Source organism: Streptosporangium sp. 'caverna' (genome assembly GCF_003203775.1).
Classification (GTDB): domain Bacteria; phylum Actinomycetota; class Actinomycetes; order Streptosporangiales; family Streptosporangiaceae; genus Streptosporangium; species Streptosporangium subroseum.
Genome location: NZ_CP029711.1, coordinates 7,935,994 through 7,951,240, shown reverse-complemented (window position 1 = coordinate 7,951,240; position 15,247 = coordinate 7,935,994). Strand labels below are relative to the sequence as shown.

Annotated in this window: 17 protein-coding genes; 9 read left to right on the top strand and 8 right to left on the bottom strand. The window is 68.0% G+C overall.

Annotated elements, in window-relative coordinates; all coding sequences use genetic code 11:
* The first annotated feature begins 193 nt into the window (after positions 1 to 193).
* Positions 194 to 823, top strand: a complete 630-nt coding sequence (locus DKM19_RS34245) for a ClpP family protease (RefSeq protein ID WP_110701498.1) — start codon at positions 194 to 196, stop codon at positions 821 to 823.
* Positions 820 to 1,410: a ClpP family protease gene (locus DKM19_RS34240; protein ID WP_110701496.1), complete on the top strand. Its 591-nt coding sequence runs from the start codon at positions 820 to 822 to the stop codon at positions 1,408 to 1,410. The genes DKM19_RS34245 and DKM19_RS34240 overlap by 4 nt, the downstream gene beginning before the upstream one ends.
* 27 nt (positions 1,411 to 1,437) lie before the next feature.
* Here the strand turns inward: DKM19_RS34240 and DKM19_RS34235 are convergent, their stop codons facing one another.
* Positions 1,438 to 1,794, bottom strand: a complete 357-nt coding sequence (locus DKM19_RS34235; protein WP_110701494.1) for a helix-turn-helix domain-containing protein — start codon at positions 1,792 to 1,794, stop codon at positions 1,438 to 1,440.
* Positions 1,795 to 2,204: 410 nt separating this feature from the next.
* Here DKM19_RS34235 and DKM19_RS34230 point away from each other — a divergent pair, with 410 nt between their 5' ends.
* A complete protein-coding gene (locus DKM19_RS34230) occupies positions 2,205 to 3,329 on the top strand; it encodes a hypothetical protein (protein ID WP_110701492.1) in 1,125 nt (374 codons plus the stop codon).
* Between the two features lie 212 nt (positions 3,330 to 3,541).
* On the opposite strand, the gene DKM19_RS34225 is transcribed toward DKM19_RS34230, so the two are convergent.
* Positions 3,542 to 4,189, bottom strand: coding sequence for a TetR/AcrR family transcriptional regulator (locus DKM19_RS34225; protein ID WP_110701490.1), 648 nt, complete (start codon positions 4,187 to 4,189; stop codon positions 3,542 to 3,544).
* A 219-nt stretch (positions 4,190 to 4,408) separates the two neighbouring features.
* On the opposite strand from DKM19_RS34225, the gene DKM19_RS34220 reads away from it, so the two are divergent.
* The 4 genes from DKM19_RS34220 (at position 4,409) to DKM19_RS34205 (ending at position 7,683) form a co-directional block, all read left to right on the top strand.
* On the top strand, positions 4,409 to 5,161 hold the full coding sequence (locus DKM19_RS34220; protein WP_110701488.1) for an oxidoreductase: 753 nt from the start codon (positions 4,409 to 4,411) through the stop codon (positions 5,159 to 5,161).
* Between the two features lie 245 nt (positions 5,162 to 5,406).
* On the top strand, positions 5,407 to 5,631 hold the full coding sequence (locus DKM19_RS34215) for a hypothetical protein (RefSeq protein WP_110701485.1): 225 nt from the start codon (positions 5,407 to 5,409) through the stop codon (positions 5,629 to 5,631).
* Between the two features lie 316 nt (positions 5,632 to 5,947).
* Positions 5,948 to 6,844, top strand: a complete 897-nt coding sequence (locus DKM19_RS34210; protein ID WP_369986590.1) for an ABC transporter ATP-binding protein — start codon at positions 5,948 to 5,950, stop codon at positions 6,842 to 6,844.
* 5 nt (positions 6,845 to 6,849) lie between these two features.
* Complete coding sequence (locus tag DKM19_RS34205; RefSeq protein WP_110706191.1) at positions 6,850 to 7,683, top strand: ABC transporter permease; 834 nt, start codon at positions 6,850 to 6,852, stop codon at positions 7,681 to 7,683.
* Positions 7,684 to 7,822: 139 nt separating this feature from the next.
* Here the strand turns inward: DKM19_RS34205 and DKM19_RS34200 are convergent, their stop codons facing one another.
* Positions 7,823 to 8,557, bottom strand: coding sequence for a MerR family transcriptional regulator (locus DKM19_RS34200; protein WP_110701481.1), 735 nt, complete (start codon positions 8,555 to 8,557; stop codon positions 7,823 to 7,825).
* A 65-nt stretch (positions 8,558 to 8,622) separates the two neighbouring features.
* Here DKM19_RS34200 and DKM19_RS34195 point away from each other — a divergent pair, with 65 nt between their 5' ends.
* The gene (locus DKM19_RS34195; protein ID WP_110706190.1) at positions 8,623 to 8,901 is read left to right on the top strand and encodes a hypothetical protein; all 279 of its coding nucleotides are present in this window, start codon (positions 8,623 to 8,625) and stop codon (positions 8,899 to 8,901) included.
* A 231-nt stretch (positions 8,902 to 9,132) separates the two neighbouring features.
* Here DKM19_RS34195 and DKM19_RS34190 read toward each other — a convergent pair whose 3' ends face one another.
* Together DKM19_RS34190 and DKM19_RS34185 are read right to left on the bottom strand one after the other, a co-directional pair.
* Complete coding sequence (locus DKM19_RS34190) at positions 9,133 to 9,744, bottom strand: DUF6461 domain-containing protein (protein WP_110701479.1); 612 nt, start codon at positions 9,742 to 9,744, stop codon at positions 9,133 to 9,135.
* Positions 9,745 to 9,938: 194 nt separating this feature from the next.
* On the bottom strand, positions 9,939 to 10,514 hold the full coding sequence (locus tag DKM19_RS34185; protein WP_110701477.1) for a peroxiredoxin-like family protein: 576 nt from the start codon (positions 10,512 to 10,514) through the stop codon (positions 9,939 to 9,941).
* A 69-nt stretch (positions 10,515 to 10,583) separates the two neighbouring features.
* Between DKM19_RS34185 and DKM19_RS34180 the strand changes: the two genes are divergently transcribed.
* Positions 10,584 to 11,198: a TetR/AcrR family transcriptional regulator gene (locus DKM19_RS34180; RefSeq protein ID WP_110701475.1), complete on the top strand. Its 615-nt coding sequence runs from the start codon at positions 10,584 to 10,586 to the stop codon at positions 11,196 to 11,198.
* Between the two features lie 204 nt (positions 11,199 to 11,402).
* Here the strand turns inward: DKM19_RS34180 and DKM19_RS34175 are convergent, their stop codons facing one another.
* Genes DKM19_RS34175 through DKM19_RS34165 form a run of 3 tightly spaced genes read right to left on the bottom strand, consistent with a single transcriptional unit; the run spans position 11,403 to position 14,928 of the window.
* A complete protein-coding gene (locus tag DKM19_RS34175; protein WP_110701473.1) occupies positions 11,403 to 12,329 on the bottom strand; it encodes an ACP S-malonyltransferase in 927 nt (308 codons plus the stop codon).
* Entirely contained in the window at positions 12,326 to 13,768 is a 1,443-nt protein-coding gene (locus DKM19_RS34170) for a class I adenylate-forming enzyme family protein (RefSeq protein ID WP_110701471.1), read from the bottom strand. The genes DKM19_RS34175 and DKM19_RS34170 overlap by 4 nt, the downstream gene beginning before the upstream one ends.
* A gap of 41 nt (positions 13,769 to 13,809) precedes the next feature.
* Positions 13,810 to 14,928, bottom strand: a complete 1,119-nt coding sequence (locus DKM19_RS34165; protein ID WP_110701469.1) for an agmatinase family protein — start codon at positions 14,926 to 14,928, stop codon at positions 13,810 to 13,812.
* Positions 14,929 to 15,247: the final 319 nt, after the last annotated feature.

The window sequence follows — 15,247 nt, the reverse complement described above, 5'->3', positions numbered from 1 at the left end:
CCACGCCGGACGCTGACGACGAGGCGGGACGGGGTTCGCAGCAGGGGAGCGGGAACGCCCCCAGACGGAGGAAGGGTGCGGCAGAGACAACAGAAGAGCAGAGGGCCGGAAACCGAGTTCTCGCTGCTCAGAGCAGATCTGCCCCAGGCGGATCGTGTCGACGCCGATCCGGATCGCCCCACATGATGGACGCATGGGTGAAGAATCGAAAATTCCACTGTTCAACGCGCAGGTAAGAAATCAGCTTTACGAGCGGCGCGTTCTTGTTCTCGACGGCCCTCTCGATGACGACAATGGGACGTTGCTCGCCACGCAATTGATGGCACTCGCCACGCAGGACGCGTCGACCGATATCGCACTGTGGATTCACTCCCCGGGCGGCTCGGTTCCATCGATGCTTGCGATCCGTGACATCATTCGACTCATTCCCTGTGACGTATCGACCCTCGTGCTGGGCATCGCTTACAGCGCCGGGCAATTCTTGCTGTCATCGGGTGCCCGAGGGAAGCGCCGCGCACTGCCGCACGCACGTGTCCTGATGCACCAGGGCTCGGCCGGAATCGGCGGCACCGCAGTGGACATCGAACTGCAGGCCGGCGACCTTCGGCATACTCGCGACACGGTGCTCGGTCTTATCGCCGAGGACACGGGTCAGTCCGTAGAGAGCATATTCGAGGATTCTCTGCATGATCGCTGGTACACGGCGCAAGAGGCGCTGGACTACGGCTTCATAGACGCGATCGTCCAGAGCTTCGACGAAATCGCGCCGCCACACAATCGCCCACGGCCCGGGTTCGGCGTCACCGAAGGAGTCGGCCAGTGACCACATACACGATTCCCAACGTCATCGCCCGGAATTCTCGTGGCGAGCGGATCATGGATGTCTACTCACACCTGCTCACCGAGCGAATCGTCTATCTGGGAACCGCAATTGATGCGGGCGTCGCGAACGCGCTCGTCGCACAGTTTCTTTTTCTGGAGTCGGACAACCCGGACGCCGCAATACAGTTCTATATCAACTGCGAAGGCGGGGACCCGAGCGCAATGCTCGCGATATACGACACCATGCGCTATATCCGCCCGCGGGTTGAGACAACCTGCGTCGGACAGGCCATCGCGGTGGGTGCCGTCCTTCTCGCCGCGGGCGCCGAAGGAAAACGTGCCGCCCTCCCGCACGCACGAGTGATCCTGCACCAACCGGCCGCTCATGGGCGCGGAACGATCCCCGATCTCATCTTGCAAGCCGACGAGGTCGTACGTGTCCGAGCGGACATCGAGCGCATCCTGTCACGGCACACGGGCCAGACCATCGAGACCCTACGCGCCGACACCGATCACGACCGTGTGTTCACCGCGACCGCGGCCTTGGAGTATGGGCTCCTCGATCAGATCATCGAGGAGCATTCATAGGCTCGTGGATGATCCCGGCAGGCCACGCTACGCGGCCAGAGCATACGCCGCCGAGCAGGTAGCGCCTCTCGACGTGCTGTTCTGAGCGGACCGCAGGCTCTCGGCAACGGCAAGGGTCAGATCGACCAGGGTGACATCCAGTGCCCCGGCGACCGCAGCGATCATTTCGCTCGATGGCTCCTTGACGCCTCGTTCCATCTCGGAGAGATACTGCGGCGAGACGCCGGCGCGACGCGCCGTCTCGCTCAGCTTCTCGCCCCGCTCGTGACGAAGACCTCTGAGACGCTCACCGAGCACGTGCCGCCACAGTGGCTCGCGAGCCGGAGACGGCTTGGGATCGGTCCGGTCGATCGCCGGTCGCAGCGGCGGGACAGAGGAGGCCATACCTCACCATAGATAGAGGGCGCGTTCGAGTTCTGCCGGCTTCGCGCAGAGCGGAACGCCCCCGCCTCCTCCGTCCCGGCCCTCGGGGCCGGTGAGGATCGCAACTCGAACCGACCTCGCCGGAGGGCGAGCAGCGCGTCGTCATGCGCGGCGGGATGGGTGCCGAGGCCGAGTTGCTGCAGGTCAGGACCTATGGGACAACTCCGTGGACGGGGCTCCGTAAAACCGTCGGTTCAGCCTGTGCGGCTTCCTCGGACCAAGGGTCTGAGATATCTCGGCCTGAGCGATGTCGGTCGGACGGAGCAACCGGGGGCGTTCGATGCCCGGGTCATCGCAGGCCGATGCGCTGACCCGTGATCACTATCGCCTGGTCGTCTAAAGTCATGCACTCCGATGATCAGGAGGCCGGTATGTCGTGCTTGCTCGATGAGCTGGATGACAGCGTTCACATCAGCTACGGGCAGTTCATGCTGCATGGCGTGCGCCGGTTGCACAGCGTGGAGCCGGCGGACGTGATCGTCGAGATGGAAGACCAGGTCTATGTGTGGCTCTCGGACGGCAGGTGCCGGATCGAGGCCTGGGATGAGGAGCCGCCCGCGCCTGACGGGTCCTGGGAGGCGATGGCGACGGCACGATGCGTGGCGGACACCGGCGTGGTCGGACTGTCCAGCTTGATGTCCGGCGGGTCGGGGCGGAGCATGCTGATCGGACCGCCCTTTTTCGAGTACGGCCTGCGCATCCTCGCCGGCGATCAGGGGCTTCTGCTGAGATTCTGGCCGATCAAAGATGTCTTTGATCCCGCACGGCATGCCCGGCCTGCCGGGCTCGCCCCAACGCTTATCCCCGCCGACGTCGTTGAGGCGCGCTCGCGGTTCGGAGACTGGCCGTCCTCCCGGCCGTTGCCCGCGCCTCCCGCGCCTTCCACGCTTCAGGGCCGGCCCGCCATGGGGAGGGAACTCTCCAACCTGATATGGCCTGGCCGCCTGCCGGCCGATCAGGGCGGCGACTCGCCGGAGGCCGAGGGCGTCGGCTGGGAGGCTGACATGTCGCCGGAGTGGCGGGAAAATCAGCGGAAAGCAGAGGAGGACCAACGCAAAATCGACGAGCTGCTCGGTGATCTGCGTTGGAAAGTGCTCACCTCTGCTCCGTCTGATCTCGCGGAACGGCCCAAGGAAAGTCGCGACCGCTATCTGAACGAGCTGCGCTCCGGACTGCGGATCGCCAAGCGTCTCAATCCGAACGGCATGCGGACCTTCCGGCTTGGCGCCGAGGACATCCAGCTCTCCACCGGTCACTCAGCCGGGTTGACCCGCCGGGCATGGTGCTGGGGTGTCGAGGACAGGCCCTGGGATGACACGCTCCTGGCCTCACGTGAGGTGCTGGCCCGCGACGTGCTCGGCCGCAGACAGCTGATCACCGGAATCGTGACGATACTGCGCAGCGAGAGCGGTGTGGTGGAGGTGCGCGACGCCACGGGGCCCGAGATCGAGCGAGTGGTGGCGGCCGAACGCACATGGGCGAAGACCCGGGACTGAAAACCATGCCGTGCCCGGCTCAACGGAACATCGGAAAAAGACGGCACCGTCACAGGAAAACCTGATGACAGAGCGGCTCCACGAAAGCCGGGGTACATCACAGGCGCAGGAACACGCCAAGCCGGACTCGCGCCTCCGTCGCCGGCCTGCTGCCTCCTCACGGAGGGGTGCGATGGCAGACGGGACGGACAACAGAGGTGGGAGCCGCCTGCTCAGTCCAGGAGCTCCCGGACGAGAGCTCGAGCCAGCCAGTCCTGAAAAGCCTCGTGGGTCCAGCCCCGGGTGCCCACCAAGTGGTGGTAGATGCCGGGGTCGTTGTAGACCGTGATCACGTCTGCGGCGTGGTCGGCATCAAGACGTTTCGACAGGGCATCCGCAGCGATCAAGAGGGCGACGATCTGATCGGCTCCGGCTCTCCGTTGCCGCTGGATGTCCTGCCAGAGGGTGGCGACGTCCGGATCCGCGTCAGACGCCATCCGCACGACGTGGTACAGGGCCGACACGCGTGCCACCGCGCCGGCCAGGATGGCAGCGTAGACGGCGATGATCTCGGTGCCCTCGGAGAGGGACCGCATCGCACGGGATTCGGGTCGTTCCGCAAGGCTCTCAGGGCGATCATCGCCCACAATCGCCTGGTCGTAGGCAGTTTTGAGGAGCCATGGCTTACCACCCGCTGCCGTGAAGACGGTGGAGCGGCTGACTCCCGCGGCCTCGGCGATGGCATCCACCGAGGTCGCGGCATAGCCGCGTGTGGTGAACAGCTCTGCCGCGGCTTCGAGGACCGCGCTGCGCGTGTTCGCGGCTTGTCGAACCCTGATGCCCGAGCGGTACGGCGCCCTGCTCCCTAGCCTCTCCGGCACGTTGCTCCATTCTCCCGGTCATCCTGCGGCGGGAAGCCTCCGTGGAGGGCTACCCGCGGCGGCTCCGGGTCGCCATTGTTCCACCCTCGGCCAGGCTCGGCTCCGCCCGGGTTCAGCCCTGCCGGGCTGCACCGGGTGCGGTGGCAGATTTTCATCAGACTCTGAGTATGATAATTTATGTTTCAACAACTTCTTGATCGTGTCCGGAAAGGCATGTGCATGTACATTCCAACCATCCCTGTCCCCGGAGAGTTCGCCGGGCGACGAGCGCTCGTCACCGGTGGTTCGCGAGGAGTCGGGGCCGCTGTCGCACAGCGCCTGATCAACAGCGGTGCCGCTGTTGTCACCAGCGCCAGAAGCTGGAACGACGAGACTCCCAAGGGCTCCACGTTCATCGGCGCGGACATCCGGACAGCCGAAAGCGCGCGCCGGCTGGTCGACGCCGCGCTTGAAACACTTGGCGGACTGGACATCCTGGTGAACAACGCGGGGGCCGCTCGTGCGCACTTCGGCGGGATTCCCGACGAGGAGTGGGAGGACTCCCTCGCCGTCAACTTCCTGTCCGCGGTGCGCGTGACAAACGCTGCTCTACCGGCGCTGCAGCAGGCCGGCCGAGCCTCCATCATCAACATCTCGTCGGGCGTCGCGGCCAATCCGCCCGCGCCCATGCTCCATTACGGTGCGGCCAAGGCCGCACTGGCCAGTTGGTCGAAGGGCCTGGCCGCCCAGCTTGCCCCGGTCGGCGTCCGGGTCAACACCATCACGCTCGGCATGGTTGAGACGCCCGGCGGGACCGAGCTGCTGCAGTCGGTGATGGAAACAATGGGAGGCAGTGCGCAACACGCGTACTCCGCCATTCCTCTGGGGCGCGGAGGCGACCCCCGGGACGTGGCCGAGGCCGTTGCGTTCCTCGTCTCCGAACGAGCGCAGTGGATCGCCGGAGCCGACCTCCACGCCAACGGAGGAGCCTGATCCCAGGCGTTTCCTTGGGCTTTGCCGACAGCGCTCCCCAGGCCCATGGAGCGCGGCGCCCCGAGGCACAGCCTCGGGGCGCCCGGTCAGGGCTCGCTCCCGCACGTTCACAGGGCACAACGAGGGCGCATGACATCATCGGCCACGAAAAACCGAGAACCACCGAGACGACCATCAACAGGTCATCCCGGTGATCGGGTCAGGCCATGAGGCCGCCGTCGACAGACGAAGAGGTCGCCCGTAGCGTGCGCGGCATTCTGTCCGTCGTGGAGGACGGCTTCCTGCAAGGTCTGCGAGTCGCCGCCCGGCAGGGAGAGATCTCCCCCGCACTCGACCTCCCCGCCGCCGCCGCCATGCTCACCATGCTCCTCGAAGGACTACAGGTGATCGTGAAAGCCGACTCCGACCCACGCCGGCTCGTCTCCGCCGTGGACACGGCCCTGCTCTCTCTCGCGTCGGTACGCGGCTGAGGTTTCCTCCTCGAACGAGCGGGTCGCATCCCAGCGCTCGAGCTCACCTCGGCCACCGTCCACCACCTTCCGACCACGCATCCGGCACCCGACGAGGACGATCGGCCCACCCGAAAAGCGGCGTGGGTTACCGGTCATGGCCTACAGGGCCGACAGTTCCGGCCGGCGCCTCGGTGTCGACCGGCGGTGATCATCCTGCGGTCGTACAGACAGCCGTCTATGTATGACCGTGGGCAGACGCGGAAGTTCCGACCGTGGGCAGACGCGCCGGCAGGGGTGGTTTTGTCACCCTTTCCATGTGATCGAAGTAAGAGAGTTGACAAAGCGATACGGCTCGACGCTCGCATTGGACCGGCTGTCCTTCCAAGCTCACCCCGGGCGGGTGACCGGCTTTCTGGGACCCAACGGCGCGGGGAAATCCACGACCTTGCGCGTCATCGTCGGCCTTCATGACGCGACGTCCGGCGTGGCCCTGGTCAACGGGCGTCGATACGCGGAGATCAGCCGGCCGCTGTACGAGGTGGGCGCGCTGCTCGACGCCGGTGCGGTGCACCCGGGCCGCACCGCGTTCAACCAGCTCGCCTGCCTGGCCCGCAGCCACCGCATCGGCTCCTCCAGGATCATGACGCTGCTGGAGCAGGTGGGGCTGCAGGACGTGGCGCACAAGCGCATCGGGGGTTTCTCGCTCGGTATGCGGCAGCGGCTGGGCATCGCGGCGGCGCTGCTGGGTGATCCCGGCGTCGTTCTCCTGGACGAGCCGGTGAACGGACTGGACGCCGAGGGCATCCGCTGGGCGCGTGACCTGATGCGCACGCTCGCCTCGGAAGGCCGGACGGTGCTGCTGTCCAGCCATTTGATGAGCGAGATGGCCCAGACCGTTGACCACGTGCTCATCATCGGGCGGGGCAGGTTGATCGCCGAGACCTCGATGGAGGACCTCGCCAGGCGCTTCCGCCGCGACATCCTGGTCCGGTCCCCGGGGCACGTGGAGCTGGGCAGGATCCTGCAGGGCGCCGGCGCGTCGGTGTCGTTCGGGCCGCAGAGCAGTCTTGCGGTGACGGGCGCCGACACCGCCACGATCGGTGATCTTGCCGCTGAGCATCGCATCCCGATCCACGAGCTGACGCCGCGCAGCGCCACGCTCGAGGACGTCTACCTCGAAATGACCGACGAGGCCGCCGATTACCGCGCCGGCGGCAGAAGGAGCCAGTGATCTTCATGTCGTTGCAGACCGTACCGCCGGGGCAGGCCTCGCCCGAGATCGCCGTGTCCGGGCTCGCGTCCGTGAAGGACGTCGTCGCGGCGGAATGGCTCAAGCTCCGGACCATGCGCTCCACGTGGGCGGTATGGGCCGGAGCAGCCGTTTCCACCCTGATCGGCCTGGTCATCCTCATGATCCATGTCGGCTCCTACGATCAGGCTTCACCGGCGGAGCAGGCGTCTTTCGAGAGCGCCGATCCAGCCGTCCTCGTCATGCCGGTCGTGGCATGCTTCATCGGGTGTCTCGGTGCTCTGGCCATCACCACCGAGTTCTCGACCGGCTCCCTCGGTCCCAGCCTGGTCGCGGTCCCTCAGCGGCGGATGCTGCTGGCCGCCAAGACCGTGGTGGTCGCCTGCGTCGCATTCGCCAGCGGCGTGCTGTTCGCGGGCCTGTCACAGATCGTCGCCATACTCATCCTGGGCGACCGATCCGCGCCGCTCAACCCCTGGGCTCACTGGTGGGATGCGATCCCTTCCGCGGCCGGTACGGCCATCACCACCCTTGTCACCGGTCTCGTGGCACTGGGGCTCGGGGCGGTCCTGCGGTCGACGACCGCGACGGTGACGGTGATCGTGGCGCTCACCTTGGTGGTGCCGAGTTTCGCGCATTTCTTGCCGGCGTCCCTCCATCTGTGGGTGGCCTCGGTGCTGATTCCCAACCTCGCTCCCCAGGTCGTGGGTGCCGAGTCGGCGTATCTGCTGTCACCTCCCGCGGCTACGGCGGTCCTGGCGTTCTATGTGGTCGTGGCGCTGGGGGCGGGAAGTCTCGGTTTCTCCCGCCGCGACTCGTGATTCACCCGCCACGGAACGGGAGGTACGGGTGCCGGAAACCGGGTCGCCTCCCGTCGGGTGCGATCGTTGCTCAGTGGGGACTCTGTGAATCTGGGCGTCGGCCGGAGGCGGCGTGACGGTGCGCCCGTGAACGGTGACGTCAGGTGCGGAGGAGTTCGTCTCGGATCAGGGCGTCGAGTCGTTGCCAGGCCGGGGATGAGGCGTTGACCGCTCCCTGGATCAGCGCCGGGATCTCAGAGCCGGTGTTCTGCCCGGGAAGATCGCCGGGTCCGTATCGTTCTCGGGTCGCGCGGACGATGCGTTGGGCGAGGTCGTCAACGCGGGGGTCGTGCGGGTCGAGGTCGTGGGCACGGTCGTAGTCGAGGTAGATCTGACGTAGCGCGGGATCGGTGAGGGCCTGGGCCTGGTCGCGGAACAACTCGACGGCGGTATCGGGGTGAGTGGCGAAGATCAGAATCCACAGGTCGGTCTCAAGGGCGATCCATCGCGGGCTGAACCCGAGTTCGGGCAGCTGGTCGAGGTGGTCGCCGACTTCGGGGAGAAGCATCTGGAGGCGACCGGCCGCGAGCCGTCGCAGCCGACGTTGGGTTTCTCGTAAGTCCCGGATCCGGGCGGTGAGGTCGGCGTCCACATGGCGGAGAGCTTTCTGGAAGTCCTCGTCGGAGGCCGCGCGAAGCTCTCGGATGCGGGCCAGGGGGGCTCCGGCCTCGGCCAAGGTGCGGATCTTGATCAGGTCGACGGCGTGTTGGGCGGTGTAACGCCGGTAGCCGGAGGAGTCACGGCCGGGCTCAGACAGCAGCCCCTTGTCGTGGTAGACCCGAATCGTCTTGATCGAAACGCCGGCGTACCGGGCGAGCTGACCAATGGTAATCACCTCTCCATGGTCTCCCACTTGACCTTGCCCCAGGGGCAGGGTTGCAGCATGGAGCCATGGCGAACATGAATCTTGACCGGGACACCCTCCGCGCGTTGGCCGACGAGGGCAATGAGACGGCCCTGAGCCGCCTGGCCGACCTGGCCGATGCCCGTGGTGACCTCGAAGAGCTGAGCGACCTGCTGGACGAGGGCTGCGTGTGGGCCGGGCACCTGCTCACGCGACGCGCGGTCACGGCGGGTGACCTGCGTGAGCTGCAGCGGCTGTGGGACGCCGGGTCCGACGAGGCCGGCCACGAGCTGGAACGACTGCTCGCCGCGCCGATCGACGCGCGTGAGGGCTGACGATTTCGATGCCGCGCGACGTGGCCGTCAAAGGGGCGGGACGGGCGGGTGCCTCCTCGCGGTTTCGCGCAGCCCTGAGGCCCTCACCCGGCGCGCCCGCGTGGTTCCGGCAACGCTCAAGCCCTGCACAGTGCCCCCAGGCGCGCGAGCCGCTGACTCTCCACTCGATGAGCTCGATGAGTGGGTCAGCGGCTCGCCGACGGCCCGATCTCCGCGTGGACCTGCCCGGGATCAGCCCTCAAGGGTTTCTGCGCCGAGGAACTGCAGCTTCAGCGTCTCCGGGGAGAAGGGGAGACCGGTGATCCTGCTCGCCAGGGCGAACGAACGCTCCATCGGGAAGTCGATGTCCGAGTCGTCGACGTCGATGTCGTGTTCGGGGTCCAGCCCGGCCTCGCGCATCTCCTTGACGAAGCGGTCCGGGTCGCTGCCCGACCGCGCGTCCGGGAGCATCGGGTCGAACCAGACGACCGGCTCGCCGTCGACGAGGTAGGCGAAGGTGTCCGAGGCGTACTCGTGGCAGCACACCGACACGACCTCGGTTCCCCGCGAAACCCGGCCGCCGATCTCGGAGTCGCCGGCGATCTGCCATCCCCCCGGTTCGATGACCACGGTCCAGTCATCGATCTTCGCGGCGCCGATGTAACCGGCCGCGTCATCCCTCAGGCTCTCCACCGAGCGCTCTTCCAGCTCGTTGAACGCCACCTCCTCCAGAGTGCCCTCGTCCACGCCGAACCGGCGGAGGACTTCCTCCGGCGAGAGCCCTCGGACGAAGGACACGCAGTAGATCTCACCCAGGGGGTCGCTGTCGGAGAGCCAGCGGAACCCTTCGGGACGCTCTGTCATCGTCGCTCCTTTGATCACGTGAGCAGCATGATCGCAGCCGTCGCCGACAAAAGAGGTTCGGAAATCCGAATCGGTGAGGGAACGCCGGGGGCGATCCCGATCACAGGGATGTCCCCTGAGCGATCAACCGGGTGACAACGGCCGTGGACGAGGCCGGACACCGGCGCGCTCGGCGTCCGCTGTGCGGTCGGGCGTCATCGGGCCGTATCCGCCCGGCGTGCGCGAGCAGCCAGCGCCAGCAGTTCGTCGACCGGCCACTGGTCGTAGGCGTGCTCGCCGTACCTGCACGCGATCACCCGGCCGTCAGGAGCGATCAGGAAGTCGGCGGGAAGTCCGAGCCGCCCACCGTGCACTCGGGAGGCCGGCCCGTGTTCCCGCCCGCGGGCGATCGCCCAGAGGCTGCGGGCGACGGCCCGGACGATTGTTCCCCATACCCGCGGGGTGAGCAGCGCGCGAGGAGCCGACTCCACGCCGAACTCCGCGTATAGCTTCTTGCCCGGATCGGCGATGAGGGCGAACGGCAGGCCGGCGGCGTGCTCGGCCAGTTCCTCTGCGGGGGAGTGGAACACCACCACCTCACGGATGCCCGCCGCCTCGATCTCGGCGTGCCGGGTAACGATGGAGCGCAGGTGCAGATTGCAGACCGGGCAGCCGGCGAAGCGCCGGAACTGCAGGTGGATGAGGTGTTCGTGATCCGGGAGAGGGATGGCGGGGCCGTTGACGGAAGACAGTTCGCGGGCGGAGACGGCGGAGCCGGTCTGGAGGCGCATGGAACTCCCTCTGTAGGTGTACAGCATACGCCTACGATTATAGGTGTATGCCGTACACTTACAACCCTCATGCCGCGCCCACGTTCGCTCACCCAGGATCAGATCTCCGCCGCCGCCCTCGCCGTCATCGACCGCGACGGGCTCGCGGCGCTCTCGATGCGTGTGGTCGCCCAGGAACTCGGCGTGAGCACGATGGCGCTCTACCGTTATGTCAGCGATCGCCAGGAGCTGGAAGGCCTCGTGGTCGAGTTGGTGCTCGGCGGCGTCGACGTCTCACCGCCATCCGGGACGTCATGGCGTGAACGGATCGCGGTGCTGGTCGGGAGGATGCGTGACCGCGTGGGCGCGCACCCGAACGTCGTGCCGTTGACGATGACTCACCGGCATCGCTCCGCGGGCGTGCTGCGCTGGTCGGAGGCGGTGCTCGGCATCTTCGCCGAGGCGGGTGTCGAGGGCCCCGACAGGGTCATCGCACTGCGTGGCCTGCTGAGCTACGTGATCGGGGCGATCCAGCTGGAGCATCTGGGCCCCCTGTCGGGTGCGGGTACGGTCGCCATCACCGAACTGTCGCACGCGGAGTTTCCCCACATGGCCGAGACCGCGGGTCACGCTCGTCTCATCGGCGCGGACGAGGAGTTCCGCGGTGGCCTCGATCTTGTGCTGCGCGGAATGCGCGAAGCCTGACCTGGACGGACGGATCGCCGTGCCGGTAGGGCGGCAGGACCCTCACCTCGGCCGGGTCAGGGGCCCGGCGGCGCGTGGGGCGGTCGACCGGGCCGGGCCGTCGCCGCGTGAGAAACGACCTCCCGCGTCCGTGGGGCCCCGTCCAGGCGCGGGAGCCGGGGCGTCGCCGGTCCGGGAACCTTGCGACGGCTGCTGGACGCTAGATCATCCGGAAACCGTGCTGGACCGGCGAGGGCGTACCAGGGCCCGTCGGAGGTCGCAGAGTTCGACGTCGAAGTTGTCGGCCGTGGTGCGCAGCCGGGAGAACATCGCGTCCGGGCCGGCGACCCAGAGCCGGTCGACGCCCAGCTCGCGCAGCGACCGGACGGCCTCGACCCAGCGGATCGGGCGGACGAACCCGTCGAGCAGGCTGGTCCGCAGCGCCTGCGGGTCGGTCAGCACCGCGCCGTCCTGGTAGGAGACGATCGGCATCCGCGGCGCCGACAGGGTGTACCGCGCGCACACCTGCTCCATCTCTGCGCGAACCCCGGTGAACAGGGACGCATGTGCGGGCGGACGCATGGTGTACATCGAATACCCGCCGACCGCGCTGATCGCCGCCTTGAAGCCGGCCAGTTCCGCCTCGCGCAGCGACACCATGTGGAAGTCGGCGTCCAACCGGCCGGAGATCTCGTGCCACTCCAGGTCGGCCAGCAGCGCGTCCAGCCGCTCCGCGGGCACCCGGACGAACGAGTGGGTGACGATGTCGCGATGCTCGGTGGCGAAGTAGCGCCGCTCGACCCGGGCGATCTCGTCCACCAGCCGGACCGTGTCGGCGAAGGGCAGCGCACCGGTGTAGGCCAGCGCGGCTCGCTCCCCGAAGCTCGGGCCGACGCAGTACTCCGGGGCGGCGCCGAGCCGCTCTTCGGCCCACTCCGCCAGCGCCAGGCACGCGACGAACACCGCGACCTGGACCGGTTCGGCGTAGTCGTCGTCGGGCGGAGCGTCGGCCAGCGCGTCGGCGAGGTGGTAGCCCAGCGCGTCGTCGGCCTCGGCGAGCAGCCGGCGCGCGAACGGGTGGATCATCAGGAACGTGCCGAGGTCCTTGCGGCGGACCGGCGAGAGCGCCGGGAAGACGATCGCGGCGGTCATACGGACACCTCGGCGGGCTTCTCGACGACCGGCCCGGCCGCCAGCCGCTCCAGCGCCTTCCGGTCGGGCTTGCCGTTGCGGTTGAGCGGCAGCCGGTCCAGGACGATGACCTGGTTGGGCTGCTCGTAAGCCGGCAGCACCGCGCAGATCCGCTCCCGCCAGTACGCGGAGTCCGCGCCGGTCTCGTCCTCGACGAAGAACACCAGCGAGCTGCCGCGCCGGTCGTCCGGGACCGCGATCACCTTCGCCGAGCAGCCGGCCTCGGCGATCCGGACCTCGATCTGCTCGGGGTAGAGCGTGTAGCCCATCCGGTGCACGGCCAGCTTGCGGCCGAGGATGAACAGGTTGCCGTACTCGTCCAGCCGGCCGAAGTCGCCGGTGCGCCGCCAGCCCCGGGCGACCGGGGCCAGGGCCCCGGTCGGATCGAGGTAGCCCTCCATGAGGTCCGGCGAGTCGACCTCGATCTCGCCGATCTCGTTCGGGCCGAGCACCACGCCCGCGTCGTCGGCGATCCGCACGCCCATTCCCTCGACCGGCCGGCCGGTGGCCACCGGGTTGTCAGCGGTCGCGAAGGCGACGTTGCCCAGCTCCGTGCTGCCGTAACTGTCCAGCAGGGGCTTGCCGCACAGCTCGACGTACCGGTCGACCAGGGTGGGGTCCAGCGGGGCGGCGCCGCTGCAGAACAGCCGCACGCCGCGCAGGTCGGCCATCGGGTCGGGGCGCCGGGTGACGATGTTCCAGATGCTGCGGTAGGTGGCCGGGGTCGCGTCGAGCACGGTGGCGCCGGTCTCGCCGGCCATGCGCAGCGCCCGGTCGACCCGGCGGTACGGGGCGACGACCAGGGAACACCGCACCAGCCAGGCTATGAACACCATGGACAGCCCGTACTGGTGGGAGAACGGCAGCAGCGGCAGCAGGACGTCGTCCGGGCGGTGGCCGATCTGGTCGGCGTTGCGCTCCAGGTTCTTCAGGAACCGAGCGCCGGTCTTCACGACGCCCTTCGGGACGCCGGTCGACCCGGAGGACCACATGATCAGCCCGTCCGGAAGCCCGCGCCAGACGTCCAGGTCCAGCGGGCCGTCCAGCACGGGCGAGGGGCGGGACGCGGCGGCGGCCAGCAGCTGGTGGACGGAGACCGTCTCACCCTCGGCCGGCGGCAGCGCGTCGTCGTCCACGATCGACAGCGCGGCCCGGGTCAGCCGATGGATGCGCGTGGTCTCCTCGGCCTTGTCCTGGTGGTCGACGAACACGATCGACGCTCCGGCGTGGGCCAGGCCGAGCAGCACCGTGACCCAGGCGATCGAGTTGTCCGCCTTGAACAGCACGCGGGTGCCCGGGCGGACCCCGAGGTCGGCCAGGACCCCGGCGACGCCGGCGGCCGACCGCTCCAGTTCGGCCAGGGGCTGGGCGGAGTCGGGTGCGAACACAGTGGCGGTCATCGGCGGATGCCGTCCTTCCGCGGGTGGAGGTGCGAACGGAGTCAGGTCAGCGGGAACTTCAGCTGGCCGGAGGCGATCGGGTTGACGTAGTCGGTGCTGACCATGCCGGCCTTCCTCATCGCCAGGCCGGTCAGGCCCTCGAAGATGGCCCGGCGGGCGTTCATCGTGGTCGAGTAGCCCGGGTCCAGGTGCGGCGCGACCTCCACGACGTCCATCCCGATGACGTTGGTCTCCGCGCACAGCCGCCGGAACGCCGGGAACAGCTCGCGCGGGGTCAGTCCGCCCGGCTCCGGCGTGCCGGTGCCGGGGGCGTACGCGGGGTCGAGAACGTCGATGTCGAGCGACAGGTAGATGAACTCGGGTCCGTCGAGGGCCTCCTCGATGACCTTGTCGAGCACCGCGTTGAAGCCCAGCCGCTCGATCTCCACCATGAAGTGGGTCCGCAGGCCGGCGCGGCGCATCCAGTTGAACAGCGAGTCGTCCGGACCGGTCGGCGTGCGCAGTCCCACCTGAATGAAGTTCTTGCCCGGGATCTTCTTCTCCTCGATCAGCCGCCAGATCGGGGTGCCGTGGGTGATCCGGTGGCCGAAGATGTGCTCGTGGCAGTCGGGGTGGGCGTCGAAGTGGACGACGCCTACCTTGTCCGGTCCGTACATGTCGGCCAGCGCGCCGACGCTGGCGATCATGAGCGAGTGGTCGCCGCCCAGGATCACCGGCACGGCCCCGACCTCCGCGACCTCGCGGACGGTCGCGGCGATGGACGGCAGCGACTTCTCGACGCTGAAGATGTCGACCGCCGCGTCCCCGTAGTCGACCACCTTGAGCAGGTTGAACGGGCTTATCCGGGTGCTGGCGTTGACCAGCAGTTCGGGGGTGTTGAACAGGTAGCGCTCGTCGGAGCGGAGGGCGCGCGGGCCGTAGGCGGCGCCCCGGTGGCCGGATGAGGAGTCCAGCGGCACACCGAACACCGCGACGTCGACGGCGCCGGCGCGCAGGTCCTCCTGGTTGAGGCAGACGGGCACTCCCATGAACGTGGGGATGCCGCTGTAGGCCGCCTGCAGGAAGTTGCGCCGCAGGTCGATCGGACCGGGCTCGCGCGCCGGGGCCTGCGAGCGGTCGATCGGAATTCGCCAAACCTCTTCGGCCCCGTTTTCCGTCACGCCACTTCCTTACTATAAACGCGACTGTAAACGCGTTATCCGGCAACTACTCAACGCCAGCGGCACGTTACTGAACAGCGTTTAATGGGCCAACCCCAGCGGATCCCCTATCTTCTGAAACCTAAAGGCGGGGGAAAAGGTCCACCCCTGAAGCACCCCTATTCACGCCCCGGATGCGATCGTGTCAATTCCGTGAACACCTGGGGGGGCCGGACCGCTCCCGCCGGGACGGCTCCCGTGAGGCGTGGTCATCCGACCCTTGCCGAGCCCGGGCCGCCGAGTCTGGGAGAGCCGGAAGGCCTGTCCAGCCGGTGCCGCA

Bases quoted from the DNA above. Each gene is read 5' to 3' on its own strand.
- DKM19_RS34245 (WP_110701498.1), top strand. From the start codon at position 194: ATGGGTGAAGAATCGAAAATTCCACTGTTCAACGCGCAGGTAAGAAAT.
- DKM19_RS34235 (WP_110701494.1), bottom strand. From the start codon at position 1,794: ATGGCCTCCTCTGTCCCGCCGCTGCGACCGGCGATCGACCGGACCGAT.
- DKM19_RS34230 (WP_110701492.1), top strand. From the start codon at position 2,205: ATGTCGTGCTTGCTCGATGAGCTGGATGACAGCGTTCACATCAGCTAC.
- DKM19_RS34220 (WP_110701488.1), top strand. From the start codon at position 4,409: ATGTACATTCCAACCATCCCTGTCCCCGGAGAGTTCGCCGGGCGACGA.
- DKM19_RS34205 (WP_110706191.1), top strand. From the start codon at position 6,850: ATGTCGTTGCAGACCGTACCGCCGGGGCAGGCCTCGCCCGAGATCGCC.
- DKM19_RS34195 (WP_110706190.1), top strand. From the start codon at position 8,623: ATGAATCTTGACCGGGACACCCTCCGCGCGTTGGCCGACGAGGGCAAT.
- DKM19_RS34190 (WP_110701479.1), bottom strand. From the start codon at position 9,744: ATGACAGAGCGTCCCGAAGGGTTCCGCTGGCTCTCCGACAGCGACCCC.
- DKM19_RS34185 (WP_110701477.1), bottom strand. From the start codon at position 10,514: ATGCGCCTCCAGACCGGCTCCGCCGTCTCCGCCCGCGAACTGTCTTCC.
- DKM19_RS34180 (WP_110701475.1), top strand. From the start codon at position 10,584: ATGCCGCGCCCACGTTCGCTCACCCAGGATCAGATCTCCGCCGCCGCC.
- DKM19_RS34175 (WP_110701473.1), bottom strand. From the start codon at position 12,329: ATGACCGCCGCGATCGTCTTCCCGGCGCTCTCGCCGGTCCGCCGCAAG.
- DKM19_RS34170 (WP_110701471.1), bottom strand. From the start codon at position 13,768: ATGACCGCCACTGTGTTCGCACCCGACTCCGCCCAGCCCCTGGCCGAA.